The sequence below is a fragment of the Lactobacillus helsingborgensis genome, assembly GCF_000970855.1.
GTDB lineage: Bacteria > Bacillota > Bacilli > Lactobacillales > Lactobacillaceae > Lactobacillus > Lactobacillus helsingborgensis.
The window spans coordinates 700,062-726,650 of sequence record NZ_KQ034046.1 but is presented as its reverse complement, the minus strand read 5'-3'; the positions used below and the strand labels follow the sequence as shown (position 1 = coordinate 726,650).

The 26,589-nt window shown below is 35.4% G+C and carries 24 protein-coding genes and 1 other RNA gene; 5 read left to right on the top strand and 20 right to left on the bottom strand.

All coding sequences use genetic code 11. From position 1 onward, the window contains the following. The first annotated feature begins 61 nt into the window (after positions 1 to 61). Entirely contained in the window at positions 62 to 1,030 is a 969-nt protein-coding gene (locus JF73_RS03515) for an SLAP domain-containing protein (RefSeq protein ID WP_046326994.1), read from the top strand. Between the two features lie 139 nt (positions 1,031 to 1,169). Here JF73_RS03515 and JF73_RS09700 read toward each other — a convergent pair whose 3' ends face one another. The 6 genes from JF73_RS09700 to JF73_RS03490 form a co-directional block, all read right to left on the bottom strand. After that, the gene (locus tag JF73_RS09700) at positions 1,170 to 1,346 is read right to left on the bottom strand and encodes a hypothetical protein (RefSeq protein ID WP_162833769.1); all 177 of its coding nucleotides are present in this window, start codon (positions 1,344 to 1,346) and stop codon (positions 1,170 to 1,172) included. Between the two features lie 506 nt (positions 1,347 to 1,852). Beyond that, positions 1,853 to 2,863 (bottom strand): AraC family transcriptional regulator, encoded by a 1,011-nt coding sequence (locus tag JF73_RS03510; RefSeq protein ID WP_046326993.1) that lies wholly within the window; start codon positions 2,861 to 2,863, stop codon positions 1,853 to 1,855. Positions 2,864 to 3,402: 539 nt separating this feature from the next. Beyond that, positions 3,403 to 4,491 carry a PTS sugar transporter subunit IIC gene (locus JF73_RS03505; RefSeq protein WP_046326992.1) on the bottom strand — a complete coding sequence of 363 codons (1,089 nt, stop codon included), beginning with the start codon at positions 4,489 to 4,491 and terminating at the stop codon, positions 3,403 to 3,405. A 243-nt stretch (positions 4,492 to 4,734) separates the two neighbouring features. After that, positions 4,735 to 6,129: an MFS transporter gene (locus JF73_RS03500; protein WP_046326991.1), complete on the bottom strand. Its 1,395-nt coding sequence runs from the start codon at positions 6,127 to 6,129 to the stop codon at positions 4,735 to 4,737. Positions 6,130 to 6,297: 168 nt separating this feature from the next. Next, positions 6,298 to 7,647: a glucose-6-phosphate isomerase gene (locus JF73_RS03495; RefSeq protein WP_046326990.1), complete on the bottom strand. Its 1,350-nt coding sequence runs from the start codon at positions 7,645 to 7,647 to the stop codon at positions 6,298 to 6,300. A gap of 80 nt (positions 7,648 to 7,727) precedes the next feature. After that, positions 7,728 to 8,351: a VanZ family protein gene (locus JF73_RS03490; protein WP_046326989.1), complete on the bottom strand. Its 624-nt coding sequence runs from the start codon at positions 8,349 to 8,351 to the stop codon at positions 7,728 to 7,730. Between the two features lie 144 nt (positions 8,352 to 8,495). On the opposite strand from JF73_RS03490, the gene JF73_RS03485 reads away from it, so the two are divergent. Both JF73_RS03485 and JF73_RS03480 read left to right on the top strand, forming a co-directional pair. Further along, on the top strand, positions 8,496 to 10,688 hold the full coding sequence (locus JF73_RS03485) for an LTA synthase family protein (RefSeq protein WP_046326988.1): 2,193 nt from the start codon (positions 8,496 to 8,498) through the stop codon (positions 10,686 to 10,688). Positions 10,689 to 10,727: 39 nt separating this feature from the next. Continuing rightward, a complete protein-coding gene (locus JF73_RS03480; RefSeq protein WP_046326987.1) occupies positions 10,728 to 11,603 on the top strand; it encodes an SPFH domain-containing protein in 876 nt (291 codons plus the stop codon). Between the two features lie 89 nt (positions 11,604 to 11,692). Here JF73_RS03480 and JF73_RS03475 read toward each other — a convergent pair whose 3' ends face one another. The 6 genes from JF73_RS03475 to glpK all read right to left on the bottom strand — a co-directional run bounded on the left by JF73_RS03475 (position 11,693) and on the right by glpK (position 18,777). After that, a complete protein-coding gene (locus JF73_RS03475) occupies positions 11,693 to 13,144 on the bottom strand; it encodes a sensor histidine kinase (RefSeq protein ID WP_046326986.1) in 1,452 nt (483 codons plus the stop codon). 9 nt (positions 13,145 to 13,153) lie between these two features. Beyond that, positions 13,154 to 13,873, bottom strand: coding sequence for a response regulator transcription factor (locus JF73_RS03470; protein ID WP_046326985.1), 720 nt, complete (start codon positions 13,871 to 13,873; stop codon positions 13,154 to 13,156). Continuing rightward, positions 13,870 to 14,265, bottom strand: coding sequence for an SdpI family protein (locus JF73_RS03465; protein WP_046326984.1), 396 nt, complete (start codon positions 14,263 to 14,265; stop codon positions 13,870 to 13,872). Before JF73_RS03465 ends, JF73_RS03470 begins: the two co-directional genes overlap by 4 nt. A gap of 23 nt (positions 14,266 to 14,288) precedes the next feature. Then, a complete protein-coding gene (gene manA, locus JF73_RS03460) occupies positions 14,289 to 15,257 on the bottom strand; it encodes a mannose-6-phosphate isomerase, class I (protein ID WP_046326983.1) in 969 nt (322 codons plus the stop codon). 231 nt (positions 15,258 to 15,488) lie between these two features. Further along, complete coding sequence (locus tag JF73_RS03455; RefSeq protein WP_046326982.1) at positions 15,489 to 17,234, bottom strand: FAD-dependent oxidoreductase; 1,746 nt, start codon at positions 17,232 to 17,234, stop codon at positions 15,489 to 15,491. A gap of 31 nt (positions 17,235 to 17,265) precedes the next feature. Further along, a complete protein-coding gene (gene glpK / locus JF73_RS03450; protein WP_046326981.1) occupies positions 17,266 to 18,777 on the bottom strand; it encodes a glycerol kinase GlpK in 1,512 nt (503 codons plus the stop codon). Between the two features lie 139 nt (positions 18,778 to 18,916). Between glpK and JF73_RS03445 the strand changes: the two genes are divergently transcribed. Next, the gene (locus JF73_RS03445) at positions 18,917 to 19,792 is read left to right on the top strand and encodes a LysR family transcriptional regulator (RefSeq protein WP_084608683.1); all 876 of its coding nucleotides are present in this window, start codon (positions 18,917 to 18,919) and stop codon (positions 19,790 to 19,792) included. 62 nt (positions 19,793 to 19,854) lie between these two features. Here JF73_RS03445 and JF73_RS03440 read toward each other — a convergent pair whose 3' ends face one another. Beyond that, complete coding sequence (locus tag JF73_RS03440) at positions 19,855 to 21,048, bottom strand: MFS transporter (protein WP_084608682.1); 1,194 nt, start codon at positions 21,046 to 21,048, stop codon at positions 19,855 to 19,857. A gap of 220 nt (positions 21,049 to 21,268) precedes the next feature. Between JF73_RS03440 and JF73_RS03435 the strand changes: the two genes are divergently transcribed. Next, positions 21,269 to 21,511, top strand: coding sequence for a DUF2188 domain-containing protein (locus JF73_RS03435; RefSeq protein WP_046326979.1), 243 nt, complete (start codon positions 21,269 to 21,271; stop codon positions 21,509 to 21,511). Between the two features lie 517 nt (positions 21,512 to 22,028). On the opposite strand, the gene ssrA is transcribed toward JF73_RS03435, so the two are convergent. From ssrA to comGC, 7 genes are all read right to left on the bottom strand, one after another. Next, positions 22,029 to 22,394, bottom strand: a transfer-messenger RNA (tmRNA) gene (gene ssrA / locus JF73_RS09415). A 274-nt stretch (positions 22,395 to 22,668) separates the two neighbouring features. After that, positions 22,669 to 23,853: an acetate/propionate family kinase gene (locus JF73_RS03430; protein ID WP_046326978.1), complete on the bottom strand. Its 1,185-nt coding sequence runs from the start codon at positions 23,851 to 23,853 to the stop codon at positions 22,669 to 22,671. Between the two features lie 45 nt (positions 23,854 to 23,898). Next, entirely contained in the window at positions 23,899 to 24,900 is a 1,002-nt protein-coding gene (locus tag JF73_RS03425) for a class I SAM-dependent methyltransferase (RefSeq protein WP_046326977.1), read from the bottom strand. A 183-nt stretch (positions 24,901 to 25,083) separates the two neighbouring features. Continuing rightward, a complete protein-coding gene (locus JF73_RS03420) occupies positions 25,084 to 25,605 on the bottom strand; it encodes a ComGF family competence protein (protein ID WP_084608681.1) in 522 nt (173 codons plus the stop codon). Then, positions 25,565 to 25,843, bottom strand: coding sequence for a hypothetical protein (locus JF73_RS03415; protein WP_052727770.1), 279 nt, complete (start codon positions 25,841 to 25,843; stop codon positions 25,565 to 25,567). Before JF73_RS03415 ends, JF73_RS03420 begins: the two co-directional genes overlap by 41 nt. After that, the gene (locus tag JF73_RS03410) at positions 25,833 to 26,249 is read right to left on the bottom strand and encodes a pilus assembly FimT family protein (RefSeq protein WP_046326976.1); all 417 of its coding nucleotides are present in this window, start codon (positions 26,247 to 26,249) and stop codon (positions 25,833 to 25,835) included. The genes JF73_RS03415 and JF73_RS03410 overlap by 11 nt, the downstream gene beginning before the upstream one ends. After that, the gene (comGC, locus tag JF73_RS03405; protein ID WP_046326975.1) at positions 26,242 to 26,589 is read right to left on the bottom strand and encodes a competence type IV pilus major pilin ComGC; all 348 of its coding nucleotides are present in this window, start codon (positions 26,587 to 26,589) and stop codon (positions 26,242 to 26,244) included. Before comGC ends, JF73_RS03410 begins: the two co-directional genes overlap by 8 nt.

Sequence of the window (26,589 nt, the reverse complement as noted above, 5' to 3'; positions counted from 1 at the left end):
AGTTCGTTGATATCAGTTCTGCCAGTAAAGCAATAGTTTTTTTGTTATAAGGAGTGAAAAAATGAAGAAGAATAAACGCATAATCTTTGCGACAATTGCCGCTTTAAGTCTGGCTGCGCCAATGACAGCAGTCTTCAACTTTGACAATGTTCAAACCGTTTCAGCCAACCACCAAGGAACCAAAGTTTGGCTCCAATATGGTACTTTAAAGTATGCTTTAAAAGGGCCATCAGGTAGAGTATATCCTGCTGGTACTAAAGTAGTACGTGAACTTAGTGACGATGCTAAGCCACCTATTTCAATGCACGGTCGTCCATTTTATTTGACACTTGTTATTGGTGGCATTCCCGGCAATCAGCTATTACAAGACGTTGGTGGCGGTGAGATTGCTGAGGCTTATGTTAATTATGAAGATTGGCAGGAAATTGACTATCCAGCAGATAATGTGGTTTTAGTTCAAAATACATCAGATTATACAGACTTAAAATCTAGTGATTTTCACCCTGTAGATAATAGTAATCCTGATGTTCCTGTTGCAAACACTGATGCATTAGACCATGCTTATGGGCAATATGTTAAAAATACATATAATTGGGAACACATGTCAGTTGCTGATAATAAATGGGGTGACAGCATTAATCAGCGTTATGATGCTGCTCATGGCATGGGTGCAACTCAAGAAAGTGTTGATGCTTTAACTAAAGAGATTAATGATGCTGTTGCTAACTACAAGAAGACTGGTCACCTCGTAAGTGGCAATTCAAACTCTGGTAACTCTAGCAATTCATCTAATAGCAATAGTGGTTCTACCACAGTTACTCCGGCAAAGCGCAAATCTAAGTCACGTTTTGTAAAATTACGTAAAGCATCGTACCAGTACACCCACAAAGGCAAGCGGGTTTCGAAGAAGAAGCTCAAGAAAGGCGCGATTGTAAAAATCAACGGTAAAACTTACCGCATTAAGAAGAAGACTTTCTACCACATTGGCAAAAATCGCTATATCCGCAAAGTGAATGTTGCTAAGAATTAAATTTGCTAAGAACAAAACCTCGAAACTGGATAAGTTTCGGGGTTTTTATTATCAAGGAAAACAAAAAAGGACAATTCTTTACCCACTGAGTTAAAAATTAATCCTTAATAAACTTGCGCTATTAAAATTTAAACCTTGTTTAGCACTTTTTACGATTTGGCCAAAAATGATAGACAAGGTCAACTACTGCTTGAGCCAGCATACCGCCTGCCATCCAGTACATCCCCATCATCATATTGCCGGTAAAGGTATAATAAGCGGTAATAGCGTAAACGACTACCCACAAAATTTTAAAAAACAAATTATCACACATCATTTGTAAAAAAACTCCCTTCAATTCATTTCAAATTATACCTTTTTTTAGACAAAAATTGGGGCTATTTTTAGTTATTTAATCACTTAAAAGTTGTTTTACCAAAATTATCTACAATAAATGTTATTATATAAAAATGTTTACATTCGTAAGCATTAATTAACTTTTTTAAAAATATTTTTTTCGCTGAAAGCATTTTACCATTTTTTATTTGTTATGTAATTTAATTGCATTTGCAACTATAAAAAAGAACTTTAAGTACAGAAATTTAAAGTTCTTTTATTATTTAAAAATTAATTGGATTACCGCAAGTACTCTTTGACGCGATTTAAATATTATTCAGAAAAGTTTTTACAAAATAACCTTTTACAATTAAAGATTACTCATCAATCTTTTTCTAAGTCACGACTTTTCCATTCCCAGCAATTACTTTCTGGTAAAAATAAAAACTATTATTGAGGCATTTCTTCATACCAAGCAATTATTTTACCATAATTTATTGCACCTTCTCATCTCGCGTTAGAACGGTATTTTGCCGGAGAAATACCAAAATAATGCTTAAAAATTTTATAAAAATAGGACGCATTTTCATATCCTACTCTGGTAGCAATTTTTTCAATTGAAACCTTGGTGTACTTTAGATATTTAGCAGCTACATTCACTCTTTGCAGTTGCACTAACTTGATAAATGACAAACCGGTTTCATTTTTTAAATGATCCGACAAGTAGTTGGGATTAAAGCCAAAATGTTGTGCCATTTCTTCTAACTTGATCTCGGAATAATTCTTTTCAATGTAAAGAAGTAACGACAATAAATTATTGTTTTTACTTTTCGCACCAGTCACTGGCGGTTGACGGTAATATGCTTTTCTTATCAATAAAGAAAACAGCGTCAACATTTCTAATTTAATAATCTGGTCCGCTTGAATTTTATCAGCATAATATTCGTCAATAATATCGTAGATAATTGCAGTAATTTTAGGGTCGTGATCAATCTCAAACAAACTGTAACGGCCTTCACCGTGATCTTCATCGGATAGTAAGGAAAAAAGCAAACTAGAAATAGATATGCCATTGCCCTTAGACTGTAAAAAATCGAGCAGATTTAAGGAAAAAGCGGAAGTATGGAGTGCGATGTTTAAAACTACTCCTTTCTCATCAATCGGCTCTACCTTGTGAGGGGTTTTGATACCGATAAAAATCATGTTATCTTGTTTCACCTTAATCCGCTCATGTTCTGTTACCACCACACAATTACCTACCAAAGGAATTTTTATTTCAACATAATTATGAATATGAAACGGAATGTATGATTTTACAGGTTGAACAGAAATTGTGATTGAGCTGCTGTTTAGTACAAAATTATCAGAATAAGTATTGAAAAATTCATAAATAGGCTCGCTGTCGATATGACCAGCAATTTTTAATTTGAATTCACCAGATCTAAAATTCTGCAAGACCATATTCCAATCTCGAAAACCATTATTCTGACGCAACATTTGGATAATTTTTTCGTGCATTTGGGCTACCTTTTTATTCGTGTTATAACTTCTGTGAAATAGACAGTTTTTTCATGTAATTTAACAATAATTTACTTTTTACATTAAGTTAAAATGAAGAACAAAGCAAGACAGTTTAAAGATTTTTTGAAAGAAAAATATCGCAGAACTAGGTCTTAAGACTCACAACTTAACGGGCGCGCAAATTGGTTTCGTTAAAAATAAGGTGGCAAGCACATCACCTGCCGTAAACATCTGACAGCTGTTCTTTGTCATTGGCAAAGATGAGGTTCAAAAAACTTAGCTAAATTAAATCAGAAGTATCAATTAAGTGGCATAAAGTTATGTTTTCGTTCGGCTTCAAAAAGTTTCAGCCTGCTAGATACTTACAAGCTACTGCAACTTTCAAAATAATCAAATACTTAGTCATTAAAAAGTGCTCCTAATAGTCAGATTAATGGCCAACTATTATGGAGCACTCCATAGCCCTGAAAGGTTTTTTCACGGGTTTTTATTTTAAATAAATTGATGTAAGTGTAATGACAGATATTTAATAAGAACTATTCGCCTAAATATGCAAAGGCTACTTTTTCATCGTAAACATGGAATATTTTTTCAAAAAGAAAACGGCAGATAAGTGCAACTACTACAGGAATTACAATCCAGACCACTAGCGCCAATACAAAATTAATGCTGGCTTTTCCAGCGTCTAAAGAAGCTAGCGGCCCAACTAGACCGACAAGACCAAAGCCTGCTGAAGCTGGCATACCGCTAACATGGAATAGGGCCACCGGAATAGCTGAAACGACAGCAGTAATTAATGTCGGCAGGAGAATAATTGGATGTCTGAAAAGATTGGGCATCATCATCTTCATTGCACCTAATGCAATAGCAATGGTCACACCCGACTTATTAGTCCGCCACGAATGCACTACCAAAACCAATGTGGTGGCAGCTACTCCCATTGCCGCCGCACCAGCTGAAATGCCATTTAATTGAATAGCCATACCAATTGCAACTGTTGAAATCGGGGAAATAATCAACACTGCAAACATGCAAGAAATTAAGATGCACATAAAGATAGGCTGTAAATTTGTGAAAGAGTTGATAACTGTACCTAACCAAGTCGTAATCTTGCTAACATAAGGCAAAATTAGCATGCCGATCCAACCGGCTCCACCACCAATTAAAATTGGTGCGGCAACGATTTTAATCGAACCAAAATGCTGACCCACTAGTAGCAAAAGCCCCACAGCCAGACCGGCAGTAATCATCGTATTAATCAAATCACCGGTTCCTGCAGAAACAAATACACCCTGAGCTTTTGTAGCTGGATTTACGATCTGCGGCACAAACTTGGTCACGCCGGAGCCAACATAAGCTGCGGCTCCTACAATAGCCACGTCCAAAGGCACCATTTTAAATTGAATAGCAATCAAGGCGCCAATGAGCAATGGTGTTGCACACTGGAAAATTAGCAAAGCTTGGTTTAATGATGTTGCTACTGGGTTTTGCCCAAATAATTTCAAAATTGCACTGAGTACGGCATTGGGAATTAAACCCACTATAATTCCTGTTGCCGTCCCAGCTAGTATTTTATTAAGAAAAGTTTTTACTGTTAGTTTATTAGAATTGGTTGAATCAGCCATATTTCATACTCCTTAAAATTCAGATTTTTCTAGGTACGCTTTGTCCGCAAAATAATTGGGGACAAAATCAAAATATGGTGAAGTGAAATTCGTCGCATTATTGTTTCCTCCTTAAATTTAATTATTAAGTATTTTATCATTTTATTTAAAAAAGTACACAAAAAACTTAATATTTTCTAATTATATTTAATTTCAGCTAAAAAAAAAGCAACCTAGATAACTAGGTTGCTGCAATTTTTGACTTTAATTGATGTTCATTTTTTTCTCAAGTCTAAATAAATTTAAGTAGCTGAGCAAGATAATTACACTAACAAAAGTTAAAAACAAGAACGCTTCTTGACTACCTTGTGCTGTCAGTGCAGCATAATTGCCTGGTCTTTTTTGCCAAGAAGAAATGATGGCAGCCATGACGGTTGTCCCCATTGAACCAGCATATTGCTGTCCAGTCTGAAAAACCGCTGTGGCATCTGTATGTAATTCTTCTGGCTGCAATTTGGACGCTTCTGCCATGGTATTATTAAAGGCCATTTGCCTGCCAATAATCATAATGCCATAAAAAACGCCGACCATTAGCGTACTGATTTTCAAGCTAAAAATGGCAAAAAGCAGACAAGCCGTTAGACAAAAGACTGTTCCGGTTAGAAGTGGCAACCGTGGCCCCTTTTTATCGTAAACATGCCCAAACCAAGGGTTCAATAGACCACTGATAATGCAGCCGGGAAGCAAAACTAGTCCCCCAATTAAAGAAGTGGCGTGATTAACAATTTGAACATAATTGGGAATTGCAAAGCTGGTACCAATATTAATAAACTGCAAAAGCAGATAAGAAATCATGGCAAAAATAAAGGGCTTATTTTTAAATATGTCTAAGTTAATCAATTTCTTTTTACTTGATCGCGACAATTTGATAAATACGTATAGCAAAAGCGCAACCACGACCATGCTTAACCAAAAACCCCAATCTGTAAAACCATTGCTAATACGATTAAAACCTAAATTAAAAATAATCATAGCACTGGCAATCACAATATAGTTTAACCAATCAAAACTGGGATGCTTTTTTTCATGATATTGTTCAACGACGAACAAGCCCAGAACCATGATAATTACAGCAATGACAGCCACAATTTCAAATATTAAAGGCCAGCCGAAGTAGTAAACCACAGTGCCACCAAATGTAGGTCCTAAAGATGGAGCTAAAATAATTACTAAACCAGTAAGCCCCATGTAAAAGCCCCATTTTTCCTGCGGCATCAATTCTACGACCATGTTAAACATTAACGGAATTGACAGACCGGCTCCCACAGATGAAATTATGCGTCCAGCAAGTAATACCCAAAAATTAGGAGCAAGCCCCGCAACTATTGAGCCCGCGATAAAAGCCACGGCAGCGGTCAAAAACAGCTGTCTAGCTGAAAAGCGGTCATTTAAATACGAACTTGACACCATTATTACAGAAATTGTTAATAAGTAACCTGTTGTAGTCCATTGCACCAGACCTAAACTAATATGGAACTGCTTCATTAGTGTAGGAAAAGTGACGTTTAAACTGGTCTCAGTCAAAATCGACACAAATGCCATTAAAGCACAACTGATTATAGCCAGTACCCGCTTTGGCGTTTCTCTTTTTGCTTCCATATTTCTCTCCTTAATAAAAAAGGGTTAAAAGCCTAAACTTTTACCCTTTCCATAATTGGTATGACATCAATAATTTAAAATGTACAGGATGAATAATACTAACTAATTTTATCAATAATAGGTTCCATATAATAATAGTATTAATTCATGAAATTAGCAATTATCTAATTATTTTTCTTCTTTAAAGCGAGCTACAAGATCATCATGTAATTCTTCATAGCCGGGCTTGTTCAATAAGCCAAACATGTTACGCTTATAAGCCTCAACGCCTGGTTGGCTAAATGGGTTGATACCATTAAGATAACCAGAAATTGCAATAGCTAATTCAAAGAAGTAAATTAAGTAACCCAAAGTGTGTTCAGTCTGATCAGGAATATTGACTGTCATAACCGGAACGCCACCATCAGTATGAGCTAAAACTACGCCCTCATACGCATGTTCGTTAACGTAGTTCAAGGTCTTGCCTGACAAGAAATTCAATTGGTCTAAATTACGATCATCAGCTGGTATTTCCACATCATTTGCAGGATTTTCAACCCTAATGACAGTTTCAAACAGATTACGCAAACCTTCTTGAATGTATTGACCTAATGAGTGAAGGTCAGTAGTGAAGTTGGCACTTGCAGGCCAAATACCCTTACCGTCTTTACCTTCGGATTCGCCCATTAATTGTTTGCACCATTCACTAAACATTCTCAATGTTGGTTCGTAGTTCTCCACAATTTCTGTCGTGTAACCCTTGCGGTAAAGTATGTTACGTAAAGCAGCATATTGATAAGGAGTAGCTTCACTTAAGTCTGTAGAGCTATAATCTGCTCTGGCATCCGCAGCACCCTTCATTAATTGGTCAATATCTGCTCCAGAAACTGCGATTGGCAAAAGACCAACAGCTGATAAAACGCTGTAGCGGCCACCAATATCATCTGGCACAACAAATTCTTCGTAACCCTCGGCGTCTGCTTCAGTCTTCAATGCACCTTTGGCGCGATCAGTGGTAGCAAAAATTCTGGTTTTAGCTTCTGCAGCACCATATTTTTTAACTAATTTATCTTTAAAAATACGGAAAGCAACGGCTGGCTCTGTAGTAGTACCAGATTTAGAAATAACATTAACACTGAAATCCTTGTCTCCAAGCCATTCAATCAAATCATGTAGGTATGAACCTGACAAAGAATTACCACAAAATACAACAGTAGTATGCTTATCTTTGCCTCTGCCATAAAAAGCACCATTTAAAAATTCAATGGCGGCTTGAGCGCCTAAATAAGAGCCGCCGATACCGATACAAACTAGAACTTCAGAATCACTTTGAATCTTCTTTGCTGCCTTTTTTATTCTGGCAAACTCATCTTTATCATAATCAACTGGTAAGTTAACCCATCCTAGGAAATCGCTACCTGCACCAGTACCGTTTTTTAGTTCACTATCAGCAGCATTAACCATAGCCTGCATTTCACTTAGTTCATTTTCGTGGACAAACGGCGTTAATTTAGTGCTATCAAATTTTATTAAACTCATAAAATACGCTCTCCTTACTGAATTAAATATTTATTTCACAAGAATATTTTAGCAATCTTAATTTGCAATTACCAGTGCTTTTAAATAGTTTTAGACTTTCTTCTAATTAGCATGACAACCCAATACAAGAAGTAGCCAATCGCTGCCCCGCAACTATTGAAAAAGACATCATCAATATCGCTAACACCAGTTTCAAGCAAAAATTGCATTGTTTCTATAAATAACGAAAATATCAGCCCCGCAAGCAGTACCCGACCAAAAGTTTGTTTTTTCGCAAAAACAAAGGGTGATAAAAAGCCAAACGGAACGAAACATAGGACATTACCAAAGGAATTGTAGACAAAATCTAACCGACTTTGCGCATGGTACATCTTCCAGGTTTCTTTTAAAAATACAAAATTGATTTCACTAAGTGGTCTGTGCAAGTTAAAAGTCAAATTCCACGGGAAATAAGTATTGCGAAATGTGGTCAACATTAATACTAAGATTAAGTAAAAAGCAAATAACCATACTGCTGCTTCTGACTTGATTGTCCGCCTACTTCTAATAGTCATTAGCCAGATCAAACGGATTACCATGAAAAACAAAAAATAAAAAATCGTTTTGTCAAGTGCCAACATTATCAGCTTAATCAAAGCAAAATGATTAATTTTAGTAGCGTAAAGTTGCGAAAGCAGGTTATATAGTGATCCTAAAAATATCATTCTCATTCAATTCCTAAAATAGCGTTCATTTAAATTATACTCAATCTTGGTCAATTAATTCTTAAAAAAGGACTAACAATACGAAAAAGATTGTCTAAAACCCCAGAAACTTTTAAAATAGTCAGATAAGGGAGAGTTTTTATTTTGAATAAAAAAAATCTGACTAATTTCATTCAGACTCGTACAGGCTTTTTTTGCCTTTTAGTTTTTTTATTTACTCTAAAATACATTTTTGCTGCGTATCATGATTTTAACCTGGGTATTTCAGATCCATATCAACACATCATCATGTGGATTAGCCCCATTGGCAGCGCAATTTTGTTAATTAGTATTGGACTTTATTTTTCTAAACCAATAGTTTCATACTGCGCTATGCTCTTACTTGACGTCGCAAATTCAGGTCTGTTATTTGCCAATATTTTGTATTACCGGCAATTCTCAGATTTTATTACTGTAAAAACAATTAATAATGCTGGTAAAGTAGCGCCGGGATTGGGAAAGAGTGCTGTCGCTCTGCTCCAGCCGTCAGATATTTTATTATGGCTGGATTTAATTGTAATAACGGGACTACTACTAGCGCACAAAATAAAAATTGACCAAAAATCCTATGGCTTGCTGACACCATTTGCCGTAACTTCTGTTGGGGCCTTTGTTTTAGTCCTTAATATTTTTATGGCTGAGTCATCCAGACCGCGACTTTTAGGTACTACTTTTGACCGGTCATATATCGTAAAGTATCTGGGAATTGATACTTATACCGTTTATGACGGCATAAAAAATGAACAAACAGAACAAGTAAACAAGAATGCGAATACTGCCGATTTAAATAAAATCCTGACTTACACTAGAAAGAATAAATTGCCAGTAAATCCGCAATATTTTGGTAAGGCCAAGGGTAAAAACGTAATCGTGATCCATCTGGAAAGTTTCCAACAATTTTTAATTGATCTCAAGATTAACGGTAAAGAAGTTACGCCTTTTCTTAATTCCATCTACCATGATAAACATACTTTAGGCTTTGCTAATTTCTACCATCAAGTCGGTATTGGCCGCACCAGTGATGCCGAAAATATGCTGGAAACAGGGACTTACGGCATTTCGGATGGTTCTTTGTTTACTGCAATGGGCAGTTCCAATACTTTTCAGGCTGCACCACAAATTTTACGGCAACATGGTAAATATACTTCTGCTGTCTTTCACGGCAATGTAGGTTCTTTTTGGAACCGTGATGATGTTTACAAAAACATGGGTTATAATTATTTCTTTGACCAGAACTACTTCAGCCATGATAAAAATGACCATATTGGTTATGGTATCAAAGACAAGGTCATGTTTGCAGAGAGTATTAAGTACTTAGAAAGAATGCAGCAGCCCTTTTATACAAAATTTATCACCGTAACTAACCACACCCCTTTTGATATGGATGAAGAAGATCTGGATCCAAATTTTAAAACCAGCGATACAGCGGATAAGTCCATTAATAATTATTTTGAAACTGCCCATTATCTTGATCAGGCAATTCGTGAATTTTTCACTTATTTAAAAAAATCGGGATTAATTAAAAATACCATGGTAGTAATTTATGGCGACCACTATGGCCTGACTAATTCTGAAAATGAAACTCTCGCGCCAATTGTTGGAGAAAGCTCTGACACCTGGAACAGCTATAATAACGTGCAAATGCAGCGCGTACCTTTCATGATCTATTCGCCCAATTTGAAAGGAAAAATTAAGCATGAAGTTGCAGGAGAAATTGATGTCTTACCAACTCTGCTGCATCTTTTAGGAATATCCAACAAGAATTATATTCAATTTGGCAGCGATCTTTTAGCGCCAAAATACCGCCCATGGTTGGTTTTTAGAAATGGGACTATTGTTAGTCAAAAATACGTCATTATTGGCGGCAAGGGGCTTAAGGGTGTTGTTTATGACCGTAAAAGCGGTAAAGAGATTATTAATTTTACCGCGAAGGAAAAATACGAAATCACCAAATTAGCAAAAGAAGGAAAACAGTCGCTGAAATATTCCGATTTATTGAATAACCATAATCTGCTCCGCTTCTATACTCCAAAGGGATTCAAGCCGGTTGATCCTAGTGAATTTGACTATTTAACCAATTATATTCAAATGGAAAATCTCAGATACCGTTTAAAAAATAAGTCTACTGCTTTAATAACCAAGCACCGCAGATCAACTACCAGTCTTTACAAAACAGATGCAGCTGAGTTAAAAGGACGAGAATATGAGATTACAACGATTCCAGAATCTGTATCTGGTAATCACCTAACGGAAAAAGAAAACAAGTCTAGTAAAAATCATAAAAAGTCCTATAATTAATAAATATAGAATAAAATATTATTTTTTTGGAGGACTTTCATGAAATACTTATTTTTAATCATGATAATCATATGTATAGTGTTGGCATGCTGTAGAGTAGTCCCGCAAAACAACGAGGGCTTAATTGAAACTTTGGGCAAATACTCAAGAACTGTTAAAGCTGGATTAGTTCTTATTATCCCGGTAATTCAAAGACTACGTAAAGTTTCTCTAGCCATGTTTCCGGCGGAAATTTCCAAATATTCTATTATTACCAAAGATAATGCAGAAATTACTACCAGCTTGACCCTAAACTACTTGGTGACTGATTCATACAAATATTTTTACAACAATACCGACTCCGTTAAATCAATGGTTGAATTAATCAGAGGGCATTTACGGGATATTATTGGTCGGATGGACTTAAATGATGCGTTAGGTTCCACCAGCAGCATTAACTCGCAACTATCAGAAGCAATAGGTGATCTCACTGATATTTACGGCATTCGGGTCGTCCGCGTCAATATTGATGAACTATTGCCCAGCACTGAAATACAAAAAGCAATGGATAAGCAATTAACAGCTGATAGAGAAAAAATTGCTGCTATTGAAAAAGCCGAGGGTGAAGCTAAAAATATTGAGTTAACGACTAAGGCTAAAAACGAAGCATTGATCGCGACAGCTAAAGCCAAAGCTGAGGCGGTCAAAACAGAAGCCGATGCTGAAGCTTATCGGATCAACCAATTGCAGTCAAGTCTCGCAAAAGCAAGCGACGGCTACTTTAAAAATCAAAGTCTGGACAGTTTCAATAATTTGGCAAAGGGACCCAATAACCTTATAGTAGTCGATAAGGATAATGTAACTAATCTAGGTTCAATTCCAGCTGCTGCTAAAGTCTGGCATGAAACCACCACTGACAATGAATTAGAAAAATAAATAATACATACACAAAAGGCTAATAAATCATCCTAAACTGATGATATATTAGCCTTTTTAATTGCAAGCAGAATTTTATTCGAACTGCATTAGTTATCAAGATATTGTTCATAGCCTTTATCAAATAAAATTATGGTAAATAAAGCACCTTGATTTGACTTAGACTGAACGTGAATTTTGCCGCCATGCTGCTTAATTAAAGAAGAAACAATTGATAAGCCTAAACCATATTCGCCTTTACCCGAGCGCGTGCGCGATGGATCCGCCTTAAAATATCTTTCAAATATATACTTAAGTTGCTCATGACTCATGCCAATACCATTATCTTTAACGCTAATGATGGTGGCATGGGCAGCCCGATAACCAGTAATCTCAATTCTGCCGTCAGTGGTAAACTGAATAGCGTTTTGAATTAAATTGACCATAATTTGGGTAAAGCGGTCTCTATCGGCATAAATTGGCAAATCTATAGGTACTGAAATAATAATTTTATCATTTGCCTTAGCAGCATTATGTTTAAGCTGCATTGTAACATCGTCTAATACTTTTCTAGCATTAAACTTGGTTTTAATTAAATCTATTTGATTATTACGTATCTTTTCATAATCCAGGTTTTCGTTAACAAGACGAATAAGCCTTTTTGTTTCCCTGCTCATTAAAGCAATAGACTTTGGCTTGGCTTTATCCGGAATTGCATCATATTGCAGCCCTTCCAAAATACCGTTGATTGTAGTTAACGGTGTCCGCATTTCATGAGCAGCATCAGCCATAAACTGATCCCGTCGTTTTTCTTGTGCCTTAACTTCTTGATTTGATTTCTTTAATGCGCGCACCATTTGGTTAAAGTTATCAGCAAGCTGAGTTATTTCATCATTACCACTGTAATTAGCCTGTACGTCAAAATCTCCTGCAGCAACTTTTTGAGTAGCTTGAGACAAATTTTTAATCCTATTAGTTGCATAAAACGACAAGATAAAACTTAAAATTAAGCCAACTATTAATGCAGTCACCAACGCACTGAACAAATTTTGTTTGGCACTTCTTATTGGTCGTTCAACGGTTGACACCCGAACTCCCAGCCAAATTGCACCAATAAATTTACCCTGATCACGCCAAGGCAAAAGCACTCCAGTACAGGTGTCTTTAGTATGACCTAATTGCGAAATTATTTCATTGTTGTTTTTGATATGCAGCTTTTTTCCACGCTTTACTTGTGCAAAGTGCTTGTCAGAAAGTTTAATCTTGTTATTTCTTTTGGGATAAATCTGTTTGCCCCGCGTATTAAAAACGCTAAAATACACTTTATCGCTGTGAAGGACAAACTGCAGTCTATGCAAAAACTTGGGGTTAAGCATTGCTGAGCCATTCTTTTCTTCACTAGCAGCCAAAGTTCCTAGAGCAGAAGCAAAATCTTCCATTCTCTGATAATTATGGGCATAAGATTGCTTAGTGACGTTATTAATTTCTGAAAAGCCAATTATTGATACCGTAGTAAGAATGATTAGTAAAAAACTAAGCATGTGCTGATAAATCAACTTCATAATAAAAACCTACGAATCATCAAATTTATAGCCAACGCCCCAAACAGTTTGGATAACATCTGCACCCACGGTTTCCAATTTTTGACGCAACTTTTTGATATGAGCATCAACTGTCCGGTCTTCACCATAATAATCATAGCCCCAGACAGCTTCTAACAATTGTTCACGGGAAAATACCTGTTTAGGTTTTTGAGCCATAGTATATAGTAAATCGAATTCTTTTGGTGTAATGTTTTGAACGTATTTTCCGTCATATAATACTTCACGTCTGCTCTTAGAAATTTGGGTATGAGCTGTTTCGACATCGAATTTTTCGGCTTCTTTAGTTTCTTTTGATTGTTCTTTATGATCATCAATTCTAATTCTGCGTTGCAGCGCCTTGATACGAGCAATTAAAGCTAAAGGACTAAAAGGCTTTGATACATAATCATCTGCACCAGCATTAAATCCCTGAATCTGTTCCTCCTCACTACTGCGAGCAGTTAACATAATAATTGGAATTTGTGGTGAAATCGCACATACGTCTTTAGCAACTTGTATGCCATCTTTTTTAGGTAGATTGAGGTCTAACGTGATCAAATCATACTGGTCAGGATTTTTGGCAAACATTTTAACGGCTTGTTCCCCATCAGTAGCTACATCCATGGTCCAACCTTCTTTTTCAAAGAACATTCCCATCATTTCTGCAACTGACTGATCATCCTCGACCATTAAAATTTTCAGTTTCATTTTCGGTCCCTAAATCCTTTTGTTCTCTCCCTTTTTACTTTGTCAGGATCTATATAATCTGCCGGCAATTCATGACGGTTTTTTAAGTAGCTTTTTAAGGCTTTTTCCGTAGCCATGATTGGAAAGATAATGAAAAGATAAAATGTCAGCAGCCAAAGTAAAAAATAACGATCCCATTTAAATAAATGTATTCCAATACCCAACAATAATTGAATTAAACCAAAAGCAATAAAATTTAAACTTGCTCTTTTTTGAGCAAACTTGAAACTGTTTTTATTGACTTGGGCCAAGTATGAATGATACCCGTAAAATGGAATTTGTCTTTTTGCAGGCGAGATTAGCCATAGCAGTCCAATTACTAACATAATTGCACCACATGCGATATAAATCATACTTTTTCCTTTCTCTGATAGATTTAATTCTCGTTTCCTGGTGTTGAAATAACTATTTTCATATTACCTTCAAACTTAAAATTCTTTATTTCATTAGGAATAATCAAATTTGTTCCTAATGCTAAATCGTAAGTCTTATTTGCAAATTCGAGTTTACCCGAACCATTAATGATTGTGACTAATAAGTATGGGTGACTCTTTAAGCCAGTTTGCCATTGGCCATTAAGGTCTATTTGCCACAAATAAAAATGAGGTGAAATTGGTGGCTCAACTAAAGTTTTGATAATAGCATCCTGTTCATGTTTAGTCTTGATCTTAAGTTGGGGATCAACATGAGGAACCTGAGTAATATCAATTGACTTTTGTGTATGTAATTCCCGTTTCTGGCCTGTTTTTTGGTCAACTCGGTCATAATCATATAGTCTATAGGTTACATCACTTGATTGCTGAGTTTCAATTACTAATATTCCTTTTGTAAGTGCATGAATTGTACCTGACGGAACGTAAAAGAAATCTCCAGCTTTGACTGGGACTTTACGCAATAGCTTATCCCATTCCCCTTTTTCGATCATTTCTGCCAATTCAGCGCGAGTTTTAGCGGTATGACCATAAATCAAATACGAACCAGGGTCAGCCTGTAAGACATACCAACTTTCGGTCTTGCCGCTGTCATTCTCTACTCTGCGGGCATAATCGTCATCAGGATGAACTTGCACAGATAAGTTGTCATTGGCATCCAAGAATTTAACCAGTAAAGGAAATTCTTTACTTTTAGGATTGCCAAAAAGCTCTGGATTTTCTTGATAAACTTGCCGTAAGCTTTGTCCCTTGAATTGACCGCTAGTGACAGTTGAAGCGTCATCCTTATACCCAGAAATAACCCAAGCTTCACCGACTTGACCATCTGGAATATCATAATTAAAAATAGTTTTTAATTTGCGCCCACCCCAAATCTTAGGTCTAAAGTATGGCGTTAAAAATATTGGTTCCATCATAATTCACCTCACTATTAGTGTAATCTTTTAAAGTGCAAATTTAAAACTATTTTTTCAAATATGAAAACAAAAGTTATTATTTTAAAAGTAATTTCCAATACAAAATAAAGAGATTATTTAATTTGTTTTATTTTAATATGAGTTTTTAAAACACAAGAAAAAAAGCCCAGCAGAAAGAATTCTGCTGAGCTTTTTGGGGAAACAATTTACTACTCGACAATTTTATTTCTATTTATTTTTACTCTTTAATCCCTCCAGTCGTGACTCTGCAATTTCATGGTCTAAGTCATTTATATATTGCTCTTTTAATGCCTTATCCCAGCCATAGTAATCAGACATATGCTTTACTACACCATCTTTAACTTGGCTCAAGGTGTCACTCTTGAACAAGATATGGTAAGTGCGACGTAAAAGATAATCAACTGGAGTCAAAGTCATTTCTTCGTTTAATGAATAATCCAGTGCAGCTGTTTCGCCTAAACTTAAACCATCTGCTGGCTTAATCTTTTGTGCATATTCGTATATTTGCTCTGCTTGAGAACCAAAAAGATTAGCGATTTCAGTTGCGTCTTCAGAAGCTAAACCAGCAGCAACACCATCTTTAGCAATCCGTGCCAGTTCTTCTTCTGCATGATCAGAATCAAAATCACCACCAGCAACTTTAATTTCAGCAGAATCTTGCAAAGTGAAGTTCTTAGAAAACTTATCATGCAATTTCTGCTGTATTTTCTTCATTGCTCCATTAGCCATAATGCGGTAGTCTGTCAATTTACCACCAGCTAATGTAATTAAACCGTCTTCAGCTTCAGTTAGTGAACTACCACGTGATACAGCAGACGGAGCCGAGGTACTGTCAGAAACACTGGCTCCAGTAGCAGCATCAGCTGCTTCGTTTCCTTCAACCTCTACTTCAATTAAAGGACGAACTCCTGCCCAACTGGCTTCAATATCATCAATTGTCAAATGGGCTGCAGGATACTTTTTATTAATAATGTTTAACAAGTAATCTACATCGCTTTGTTCAACAGTTGGATGAGCGTAATCACCGGTAAAGTCGGTATCTGTAGTACCAAAGTAAGTTTTACCTTCTCTTGGAATTGTGAAAATCATACGACCGTCTGCCGTGCCTGAACCAAAATAAGTTGGTTGTGGCACCGTCAGGCGTGATTGGTCTACTACAAGGTGCACACCTTTAGTTGGACGCAAACGTGGTTTCTTGTAAACCTCTTTATCTTCTTGACGTACCAAATCAGACCAAGGACCAGAAGTATTGATAATTACATCTGCGTGTATTTCAAATTCTTCACCGGTTAAATTGTCGTGAACGCGCACACCATTTGCTTGCATTTGGTCGTTATGTAAAATTCTGATGCACTTCAAGCGACTAACAGCCAAACAACCTAAATCATGTGCCTTTTTAACGTTTTCAACAACCAGCCTTGAGTCATTGTTTTGATAGTCTAAATAAACACCCGCACCTTGCAGATTCTCACTATTTAATTGTGGTTCACGCTTTAAAGTTTCTTCTTTATCCATCATGTAGTTAGCATATTTGATTAAAGGCGAATCTCCTTCAATGCCAGCTAGATGATCATATAAATCCATAGCCACTTTGACTGAAAACATAGTAAATGTGGTGCCGGGTTCATCATAAATTGGCAAAATCATCGGGTCTGGCTGTGTCATATGTGGCGCAATGTGCTGGATAACTGCACGTTCTTTAACAGTGTCGGAAACCACTTGAACATCAAAAGTTTTAAGATAGCGAATACCACCATGTACTAATCTGGTAGAACGAGAAGAAGTACCTCCACCAAAATCCTGCATGTCAATCAAGCCGGTTTTCATTTTAGCTGCACTAGCTTGCAAAGCAACGCCAGCACCGGTAATGCCGCCACCAATAACCAGTAAATCTAATTTTTCATTCTTTAAACGTTCAATTTCTTCTTGTCTCGTTTTAATTGAGAACGCCATGATTCAGCCTCTTTCTCTCTAATAAAAGTAATTACTTTTGAAATGGTTTGTAAGAAAAGCTTTGAGCAGCCTTAACAGCAGCTTTCCAGCCTTCATATAAGTGATCTCTTTCTGCACTGCTCATTTGCGGTTCAAAAGTCTTACCTACCTTTTGGATCTTCTTAATCTCATCGACATCTTTCCAGAAGCCAATAGCTAATCCTGCAAGGAAAGCAGCACCCATCGCCGTTGTTTCTAGGTTAGCAGCACGTTCAATCTTGATGCCCAATATATCAGCTTGGAATTGCATCAGATAATCGTTATTAGCAGCACCACCGTCAACTTTCAACTTAGGAATTTTAATTTTGGTATCTTCGTGCATAGTGTCAATGACGTCACGACTTTCGTAAGCTAAGGATTGCAAAGTTGCCTTAGTAAAGTCATCCCTTGTGGTACCTCTAGTTAAACCAAAGACAGAACCACGGACGTTTGAATCCCAGTATGGAGCACCTAAACCTGTGAACGCAGGAACTACAAAGACTTCGTTATTATCCTTTGAGCGCTTTGCTGCTTCTTCTGATTGCGGGGCATCATCAATAATACCTAATTGATCACGTAACCATTGAATAGCCGAACCAGCAACATAAATACTACCTTCCAAAGCATAATTTACTTTGCCATTGATGCCATAAGCCACAGTAGTCAACAAGTTATTAGCCGAGAATTTTGGTTTTTCACCAGTGTTCATCACAGTAAACGCACCGGTACCATAAGTGTTTTTGACCATTCCTGGTTCAAAAGCCAATTGACCAAATAAAGCTGATTGCTGGTCACCAGCCATACCGGCAATTGGAACCTGACTACCATAAAAATGATATTCTGCTGTAGTACCGTATATTTCGGAGTTAGAACGAATTTCCGGCAAAATTTTTCTTGGAATGTTCAATAACTTGAGAATTTCATCATCCCAATCCAGTTTGGTAATGTTAAATAACATTGTCCGGCTGGCATTAGTGTAATCAGTGACATGAACTTTGCCGCCGGTTAACTTCCAAACCAACCAAGAGTCAATAGTACCAAATAGCAATTCACCATTTTCTGCTCTTTCTTGAGCCCCTGGAACATGGTCAAGAATCCAGCGAATTTTGGTTGCAGAGAAATAAGCATCTGGAATCAGACCAGTCTTTTCATGAATCATATCAGAATAGCCGTCAGCAATTATTTTATCGGCAATATCAGACGTCTGACGCGATTGCCATACAATCGCATGATAAATTGGCAAGCCTGTTTTCTTATCCCAAATTACAGTGGTTTCACGTTGATTGGTGATACCAATAGCCGCAATTTGATTTGGTTTAACCCCAGAATTAATAAACGAGTTGGCAATTGTAGATAACACTGAATTCCAAATTTCATTGGCATCGTGTTCTACCCAGCCTGGTTTAGGAAAATACTGATTAAACTCTTTACGTGAGTCAATTACTTTTTTACCTGCATGATCCAAAATAATTGCTCGTGTACTAGTAGTACCTTCATCAATCGCTAAAATATATTTTTCAGCCATTATACTTTCTCCTTTTAGCCATAAAACTAATAGTATAGGTAACTGTTGTTACAACTCAATTTTACCCTCGCTTTTTAGTAAGCGCTAACATATAATGGTGATAACTTATTAGTTAAAGTTATAAAGAAAAGGATGATGCATGATGAAATACAGCCTGTTAGCATACAAATATTTTGTTGATGTAGTTGAAACTCAAGGATTTACCCCGGCTGCCAAAAGAAATTTTGTTTCTCAAACCGCGATTAGCAACGCTATTAAAAATTTGGAAAAACAACTTGGAGTGCAGCTAATTGACCGTTCGACCTCCCATTTTAAAGTAACTTTAGCAGGTAGCAATCTCTATCACTGCGCCATCCCTCTTTTAAATACCTATTACGAATTTGGTGAAAAAATAACCCAGTTAAATAATTCTTTTAGTATCCTAAAAATTCATTATCTGCATGGATTTGGCTTTTGGACAGTCAAATTAGCACAATCTTTGTTAACATCTAACCCCAAATTACAATTACAATTAGATACAGAGAATTTTGCGACAAGCTTTACAAAGTTGGATGCAGGAAATTATGACGTCCTGATTGGTTTTTCAACGGCGGTAAGCAAAATTAAAGATATTCACGTTAAAAAAATTGGAACAGCCAATTTTAGCATTTTACTTAATCAGAGTTCTTTAACTAAAAATGGCAATATAAGCAAAAAGACTATTAAAAGGCAGCCCCTTTTTTTACAAAAATGGACTGCTACAGATAGTAATGACGTGCAATCAAAAATCAAAATAATTCTGCGTAACATGCACATTGACTACTCTCAAATCATTTATCTAGACAGTTTCGACGCAGCAATATCGAATGTTGTTTTAAATCATGGTCTGGCAATTTATCCGCGAGAATTATCAATACCAAAAAAATATGATGATTGTCTCTGCTTTTTACCTCAACTGCCTGAACTGAAATATGACGTGGTGGCTATTTATAAAAATCCGGCTCTCGCCAATATTTTGGAACGTGCAACTGATTAGCAAGTTCTAATGATGATAAATTAATTTCTGCTACCGCGTTTTTGGCAATGATTAAATATTTACTATTCCAACTTGCCTAATTTGCTTAAACCGCTGAATACAGTAATCAATATGGAACCGAACATACAGATAGCCGCAACAATAAATATTGCATGTACCTCCGCCTTAATGAGAAAACCGCTAATTAACGACATAATCGGTCCAATAATTCTAGTTAACGAAGTTGAAATTGATGTGATTGTGCCTTTATACCGGTCTGGAGTCTCTGCTTGAATTACAGTAAAAAAGTTAGCTTGTGACCAGACACTACCAAACGAAACTAAAGCATAACCAAAAGTAACTAGTAGATATGACTGAACATTAAGCATAACTATAAAGCCAATCATTATCAGTAAAGCGATCATCAGCATTTGCGTACCTAATTTCAGATTTTTATTTATTTTTAAATAGACAGAATTGCCAATAATACTGGCGACAGCGGCGACTGTGAAAAAGATACTAACGAGATTAACGGAAACCTGCATTTTTTGCTTTAATAAAAAAGTTAACATAGGCAAAACCGCTTGAAAACCCACATTAGCGACAAAGAAACTGGCAATTAACCATTTAATGTTGTGATGAGTAAATAAAAAAGAAATTCCCTTCTTAGCACTTTTAATAAACGAATTGCTCTTTTTCAATAACTTATTTTCCCTATGTAATGGCTCATAGCCCTTAACAACATAAGTCAAATAGCCAAAGCTTAGAGCATCGAGTAAAAAACCACCGATATAATTAATTAAATTAATGACTATAGCAGCGATGCCAGGACCAAAAGTTTTTTGTAAAGAAGAAATCAAACCAACTTGACCAGAAACAGATGATAGTTCTTCTTTTTTAACTGATTCAGCTATGAATATTTGATATCCAGTCCAAGTAATTAAATCAAATGTGCCTAGCAGAAATACTACTAATAAAAGCCAATATATAGAAAAGTTTTTTATTACTAAAAACGGGGCAATAATAATCAGAATCATTTGCATGACTAATGACAATAACATAATTTTCTTGCGGGAATAGATGTCAAAAAGCGGTCCAATCGTCAATCCAAAGAGCGCCGTTGGCAAATATTCAACTGCCGTTAAAAGTCCCATGATAACTGATGAATGAGTTCTAGAAAGCATTAAAAGCGGAATTGCAAAGGTGTAGAATTGATCTCCTATTCCCGAAATAGCATAGCCTAAAAGTAATTTGTTTTTCTGTGATAAATTTTTCATTGTAATTTCTTTGTTATTCGACCAATTTTTGTTTCCAACAATAATATTTAACGCTAATAAAACGTTATTATCTTAATACTACCAGTTAGTCTTATATAACTTTTATTATATTAATCATAGATCTTATATTTAACAAAAACACTTTATTAATTTTATATTTTTATATATAACTATATATATGATATTATATAGTTGTATATAGTAAAAGGAGGTGAAATTAATGAGCAATAAAGAACATGGGAAAAATCAACATGTAGTTCCTAACAGCAAAAATGGTGGCTGGAGCGTTAAAGGTGAGGGAAACACCAAGTCAACCCAAAATACTGATACTAAAGCGGAAGCTGTTAAAATTGGGCGAAAAATTGCAACAAATCAAAACTCTGAATTATTTATCCATGGTAAGGATGGTAAAATTCAAAGTCGTGATAGTCATGGACATGATCCATACCCACCTAAAGGATAGTTTTTTTAATAAAGTAGTTTCATATTCTAAAATAAAGTATACTTAATTAGCTAAGTATACTTTTTTCTTTTAAACTTCTTCATATTTTATACTAAGAATTAACTTAAACATTTAAATTTGTATCTTAGTAATTTAAAAATATAACTTATTTATATTCTTCAACCTATTTTCACTGTACAAATGCCGTATAAAAACCCTATGAATGCTTTATTCATAGGGTTTTATTGATATATTTTATTAAATACTAGATTTATAGCTAGTTTATAACAAAAATATTTATTATTCCCTTAATAGAAACATTTCTATAACTAACATAAATAGCTAAATATAAAGTTGGCGAACATTTCAGCGACCACTCATAATTTAAGATTATATAAATATAAAATTAAATTTATAAAGATAAAATGCTAAGAAAATAAAAAAGAGCCAAACAGTTCTCGCTCTAAGAATTATTTAGTCCTTTTTTAGTCCGTGCTTTTAATAAAATATTATCAAATGAATATTTTCAGCACTAATTTTATGGAGGTGAGGGGAATTGAACCCCTGTCCAAACGCATTCCGTCACTGACATCTACGATCATAGTTATATTATTTGAACTTCACTAGTCCAAAACGCCATATAACAGGGCTAGTATGGACTAGCTAACCTGGAATGACTCTTTTTAACTATTCAGATGAGGTAGTTAAACGTAACTCACTAAGTTGATACTTGAATTCAGACGTGAGTGATCCGAAAACAAGCAACACATGCGCCTAAATTAGGAAGCTAATGCGTAAGAATTTTCTTTATTTGCAGTTATAAAACTGTGACGTTTTTACGTAGACGTGACCTACGAACCGCAGTCAATGCGAATCTACGCCTGTCGAATCCCAAAACACCCCCGCTTTGGGTAAAAACAATTATAGCATAATATAGGTATATTGACTAATATTAAAGAATTTTCACCCAAAACCGCTTTAAAGTGCAATTGTCGTCATAATATATTGGCTCAGCTTAAAAACAAATAAATGCTTAAATTCAGGACAAAAGAAAAAAAGCCGTTTTGCATTCTACTTTCGGTTCATTCTGTCACAACTATTAATCGCCAGTTAAACTATTATAAATAAAAAAGCCGTTAAGAAGTTTTCTTAACGGCTTAAAATAATTATGTTTTAAACTAATTCAAATGAGCCAAACGAACTACATCACGTTCTATCATTAATTCTTCATCAGTTGGAATAACTAAAGCTTTAATTTTAGAATCTGGTTTGGTAATAAATTTCTCTCCATTAGTCTTGTTAGCTTCTAAATCTGGCTTTAACCCAATAAATTCAAATGATTTCATCACATTTTCACGAATATCTGAATCGTGTTCTCCAACTCCAGCTGTGAAAATAATAGCATCTGCACCCTTCATTTCAACCATGTAGGCACCAATATATTGTCTTACACGGTTAACAAAAATAGCACGTGCAAGGTCAGCTTTTTTATCAGAATTGTTTTCTAGGTCACGCATATCTGAAGAAATCTCAGAAATACCTAATAAGCCGGATTTATCATTGAGAATCTCAATCATTTCATTAATATCAATATGATCTTTATTCATGATATATTGCAAAACTGATGGATCAACATCACCTGAACGGGTTCCCATGGTGATACCGGCAAGTGGTGTAAAGCCCATTGAAGTATCGTAGGACTTGCCTCCTTTTACAGCGGTAATTGAAGCACCAGAACCCAAATGACAAACAATTAATTTTAAATCTTTGGCATCTTTACCGAGCATTTCTGCTGCTCGACCCACAATGTAGCGAACCGATGTCCCATGGGCACCATATTTACGCACACCATATTTTTCATAATAATGATAAGGAATTGAATACATATAGTGAACTGGATCTAAAGTTTGGTGAAATGAAGTGTCAAAAACGCCGACTTCGGGTACACCAGGCAAAAGCTTCATAAAGGCCTCAATTCCTTTTCCTTCGGCAGGATTATGAAGTGGGGCATACTCCTTTAAATCATAAATTTTTTGTAGTTTTTCTTTGTCAATTAACGCAGAGTCAGTAAAATCTTCACCACCAGCGACTATTCTATGACCTACACCTACAATCTCATTAATATCTTCAACCACATGGTACTGTTTTAAAGCTTTCAGTAACAAGTTAACTGCAGTTTCTTGATCTGGAATTGCCACATCTTCACTGTGTTTTTCACCATTTGCCAGTTCAATTTCAAAAGAAGAGCCGTCAATACCTACTCTGTCAGCAATACCTTCTGCTAAAACTTTTTCTTCAGGTAAAGCAAACAACTTATATTTAAATGAAGAACTGCCTGAGTTGATTGCTAAAACTTTTTTCATATATGTAATTCCTCCATAAATATCACTTTAAATTTATTTCACAAATCAATTAATGTTTTTAGTATACCACTCATTTAGTTTAACATTAAGCTTTATTAGGTCATCTTCGTTTTTAAACGAGTCCAACTTTGTGAGAAATACTTCACTATTTCCGATATTTTTGCCATGATTTTGTAAAATTAAAATTGCTTTTTGATTAAATTTATTTTGAAAAGCACTGTCAGGAAGTTCAACTATTGCGCGCAGAAAAACCTTCTCTGTTAGCCATGGCATAAAGTCACTGCCACCTTTTCCAGATAAAATTGCTTTTGGTACAACAAGAAAAGCAAAGCCTCCTTCTTGAAGATTTTTAATAATCTGTTCAATAAATAAAAGATGAGCAAACGAGTGACCATTTTCCGATTTGGTAGCAAAATTAGCAGCATTTTTATCAATAGGATAATAGCCAACGGGTAAGTCACTAATAACAACATTAGGGCTCTTAAACAGCCAAGGAGTTAGTGCATCTTGGCAAAACATTTCAATATCAATGTTATTTAAATGTGCTGCAATATCAGCTAAACTCAGCATTTCTTCGTCATTATCAATACCATATAATTCAAAATTAGTTTTTGAATGGTTAGCGCTTTTTAGCTGCTGAATTACAGAAAACAATAAATTACCTGTGCCAATAGCAGGATCAGCAATTACCAATTTCTCTTTAGGTACCAGTTTTTGCACAAACATAGCAATTATAGTAGAAATAGCTGGTGGAGTTGGCATTTGATTGGCATCAAGATCATCTTCAGTAACTGCTTTTAATGTCAAATAAGTGAATATTTGTAATTTGGTATTATTTGACAGTTTGTCATAATTCAATTTGGCATATTTTTGACTAAGTTGTTTGACTGTTTCTTTATCAGGTGCCCCTAGTTCAACTTTAATCTGCCCATTTTCAAGATTATCAAAAGTTTCTGTCAGAGCATCCCCAAAAGATACGTTCAGCGCTTTCTGTAAACATTGAACGCAGTCCAAGAAACTATTAAATATATTTTCAATTTTATACATTTTTATTCCCCTTATCTCTAAAATATTTTAATAGAAATACGGTCCTAAGAGCAAGGAAATCAATTATTAAGTAGGTATTCAATTAATAAAAAATCATTTTCCATACTATTTCGATATATTTCTTGATAAAATTGCAAAAATATTAGACAAGTAGTTAACACCAGCACACTACTTAATAAAGCACTAGCTTTCAACATTTTTCTTTTTTTCATTGCGCTTTTCTTTCTTCGGTTTGGGATCAAACTTTAAATATATTTCGGATTGCCTGCCATCTCTTTCAGTCACTTTAATTTTAATCTGCTCATCTTTAGTAAAAAATGAGGCATGGGAAAGATTAATTAACAAAGGCATATGTCCACCTTCAGGGGTAATAACCCTAATCATATTTTTGTAAAAATTGATAGAATATATTTTGGGTTCATTATTTTGGCTTATTACCTCAAAATCCGCTTTTTTGAACGTAGATTCAGCGGGCTTGGTGAAACAATACTTGAACTTTTGCTTTTTTATAAAGCGATTGAATTGCACATACGAAAATACCACGTCATCGGTTTTATGATTTATTTTATTTGCTAAAGTAGTACTTTTTAGTAAATTCTGCAGTATTAATACTACTAATAAAGTGGCAAAAACATAAAATAAAGCCTCGGCAAGCAAAAAACCTTTATTTTCTAATTTGATATGTCTTCTCATTAGTTTCATCATAAACTCTCATTTTTCCAGTAAGATAATAAACATGATCGTGTACAACTATCTTTTTTAAGTTATTTTTGCGCATCACATGCCAGGCATAAGTAAAATCAGTTTTATGCTCAATATTTTGTTCAATTTGACGGCTTTCGCCCACAATTAAAGCTAAGGTAGTAACACCCATTAAGGCAATCATAAGGGCTACCATGCTTTCCGCTATAAAAAAGCCCTTTACTTTTTTATTAATCCGCAACTGCTCTACCCCATGTCATTTGTAATTTTATTCTTTTACTATTTTTGTGGTCACTAATCGTAATTGTATGTGGTGGCATAGAACCGGTAGCTGATATTGCCAACCCTGATAGATTATATATTTCAATGTGAGGATTGATTTTTATTTTGCGTAAATAACCCTTACTAGTTATCCTGATGTTTTTTGAACCCGGATAATAACGAATATAGGCAGCTTCATGGCGAATCGTGGCTATTCGAGCCGCTTGTTCAACCGAACTCTTAACTTCTTGAGCGGTATTAGTTAAAATCATTTTTTCTCGATACCGCTTGATTTCAATAGTTCCCAGCATTACTAGGCTGACCACAATAGTTAAAGTGATTACCATTTCAACTAGGGTAAACCCTTTAACTTTATATTTATTCATTCTTTTTAACCACACCATTTGTTACGGTATAATTTTTTGATTTTGCAAATTGCTTTTTAGTTAGATATCCATCTTCAAACATATTTTGGAAAGTAATTTCCTTACCTTCACGATCCTTATCATCTTCATATAAAGTAGCTTGTGTTTGCAAAGTCGTTTTAAAAGCATCGTTTGTTTTCGCGTTGGCGCTATCTTTTTGCTTGGTCAAATTGGGTGCTATGATAATTAGCAACATAACTATTATCGCAACAACTACTACCATTTCGATCAGGGTAAAACCCGGTACTTGCCTATTTTGGGAATTTAAACATAAAAAATTACGTCTTTTTTTCTTTTTCAT

Bases quoted from the DNA above. Each gene is read 5' to 3' on its own strand.
- JF73_RS03420 (WP_084608681.1), bottom strand. From the start codon at position 25,605: ATGATGAAACTAATGAGAAGACATATCAAATTAGAAAATAAAGGTTTT.
- JF73_RS09700 (WP_162833769.1), bottom strand. From the start codon at position 1,346: ATGATGTGTGATAATTTGTTTTTTAAAATTTTGTGGGTAGTCGTTTAC.
- JF73_RS03410 (WP_046326976.1), bottom strand. From the start codon at position 26,249: ATGAATAAATATAAAGTTAAAGGGTTTACCCTAGTTGAAATGGTAATC.
- JF73_RS03515 (WP_046326994.1), top strand. From the start codon at position 62: ATGAAGAAGAATAAACGCATAATCTTTGCGACAATTGCCGCTTTAAGT.
- glpK (WP_046326981.1), bottom strand. From the start codon at position 18,777: ATGGCTGAAAAATATATTTTAGCGATTGATGAAGGTACTACTAGTACA.
- JF73_RS03500 (WP_046326991.1), bottom strand. From the start codon at position 6,129: ATGGAAGCAAAAAGAGAAACGCCAAAGCGGGTACTGGCTATAATCAGT.
- JF73_RS03475 (WP_046326986.1), bottom strand. From the start codon at position 13,144: ATGAAGTTGATTTATCAGCACATGCTTAGTTTTTTACTAATCATTCTT.
- comGC (WP_046326975.1), bottom strand. From the start codon at position 26,589: ATGAAAAAGAAAAAAAGACGTAATTTTTTATGTTTAAATTCCCAAAAT.
- manA (WP_046326983.1), bottom strand. From the start codon at position 15,257: ATGGAACCAATATTTTTAACGCCATACTTTAGACCTAAGATTTGGGGT.
- JF73_RS03430 (WP_046326978.1), bottom strand. From the start codon at position 23,853: ATGAAAAAAGTTTTAGCAATCAACTCAGGCAGTTCTTCATTTAAATAT.
- JF73_RS03490 (WP_046326989.1), bottom strand. From the start codon at position 8,351: ATGATATTTTTAGGATCACTATATAACCTGCTTTCGCAACTTTACGCT.
- JF73_RS03455 (WP_046326982.1), bottom strand. From the start codon at position 17,234: ATGGCGTTCTCAATTAAAACGAGACAAGAAGAAATTGAACGTTTAAAG.
- JF73_RS03440 (WP_084608682.1), bottom strand. From the start codon at position 21,048: ATGAAAAATTTATCACAGAAAAACAAATTACTTTTAGGCTATGCTATT.
- JF73_RS03425 (WP_046326977.1), bottom strand. From the start codon at position 24,900: ATGTATAAAATTGAAAATATATTTAATAGTTTCTTGGACTGCGTTCAA.
- JF73_RS03445 (WP_084608683.1), top strand. From the start codon at position 18,917: ATGATGAAATACAGCCTGTTAGCATACAAATATTTTGTTGATGTAGTT.
- JF73_RS03435 (WP_046326979.1), top strand. From the start codon at position 21,269: ATGAGCAATAAAGAACATGGGAAAAATCAACATGTAGTTCCTAACAGC.
- JF73_RS03470 (WP_046326985.1), bottom strand. From the start codon at position 13,873: ATGAAACTGAAAATTTTAATGGTCGAGGATGATCAGTCAGTTGCAGAA.
- JF73_RS03510 (WP_046326993.1), bottom strand. From the start codon at position 2,863: ATGCACGAAAAAATTATCCAAATGTTGCGTCAGAATAATGGTTTTCGA.
- JF73_RS03505 (WP_046326992.1), bottom strand. From the start codon at position 4,491: ATGGCTGATTCAACCAATTCTAATAAACTAACAGTAAAAACTTTTCTT.
- JF73_RS03495 (WP_046326990.1), bottom strand. From the start codon at position 7,647: ATGAGTTTAATAAAATTTGATAGCACTAAATTAACGCCGTTTGTCCAC.
- JF73_RS03480 (WP_046326987.1), top strand. From the start codon at position 10,728: ATGAAATACTTATTTTTAATCATGATAATCATATGTATAGTGTTGGCA.
- JF73_RS03465 (WP_046326984.1), bottom strand. From the start codon at position 14,265: ATGATTTATATCGCATGTGGTGCAATTATGTTAGTAATTGGACTGCTA.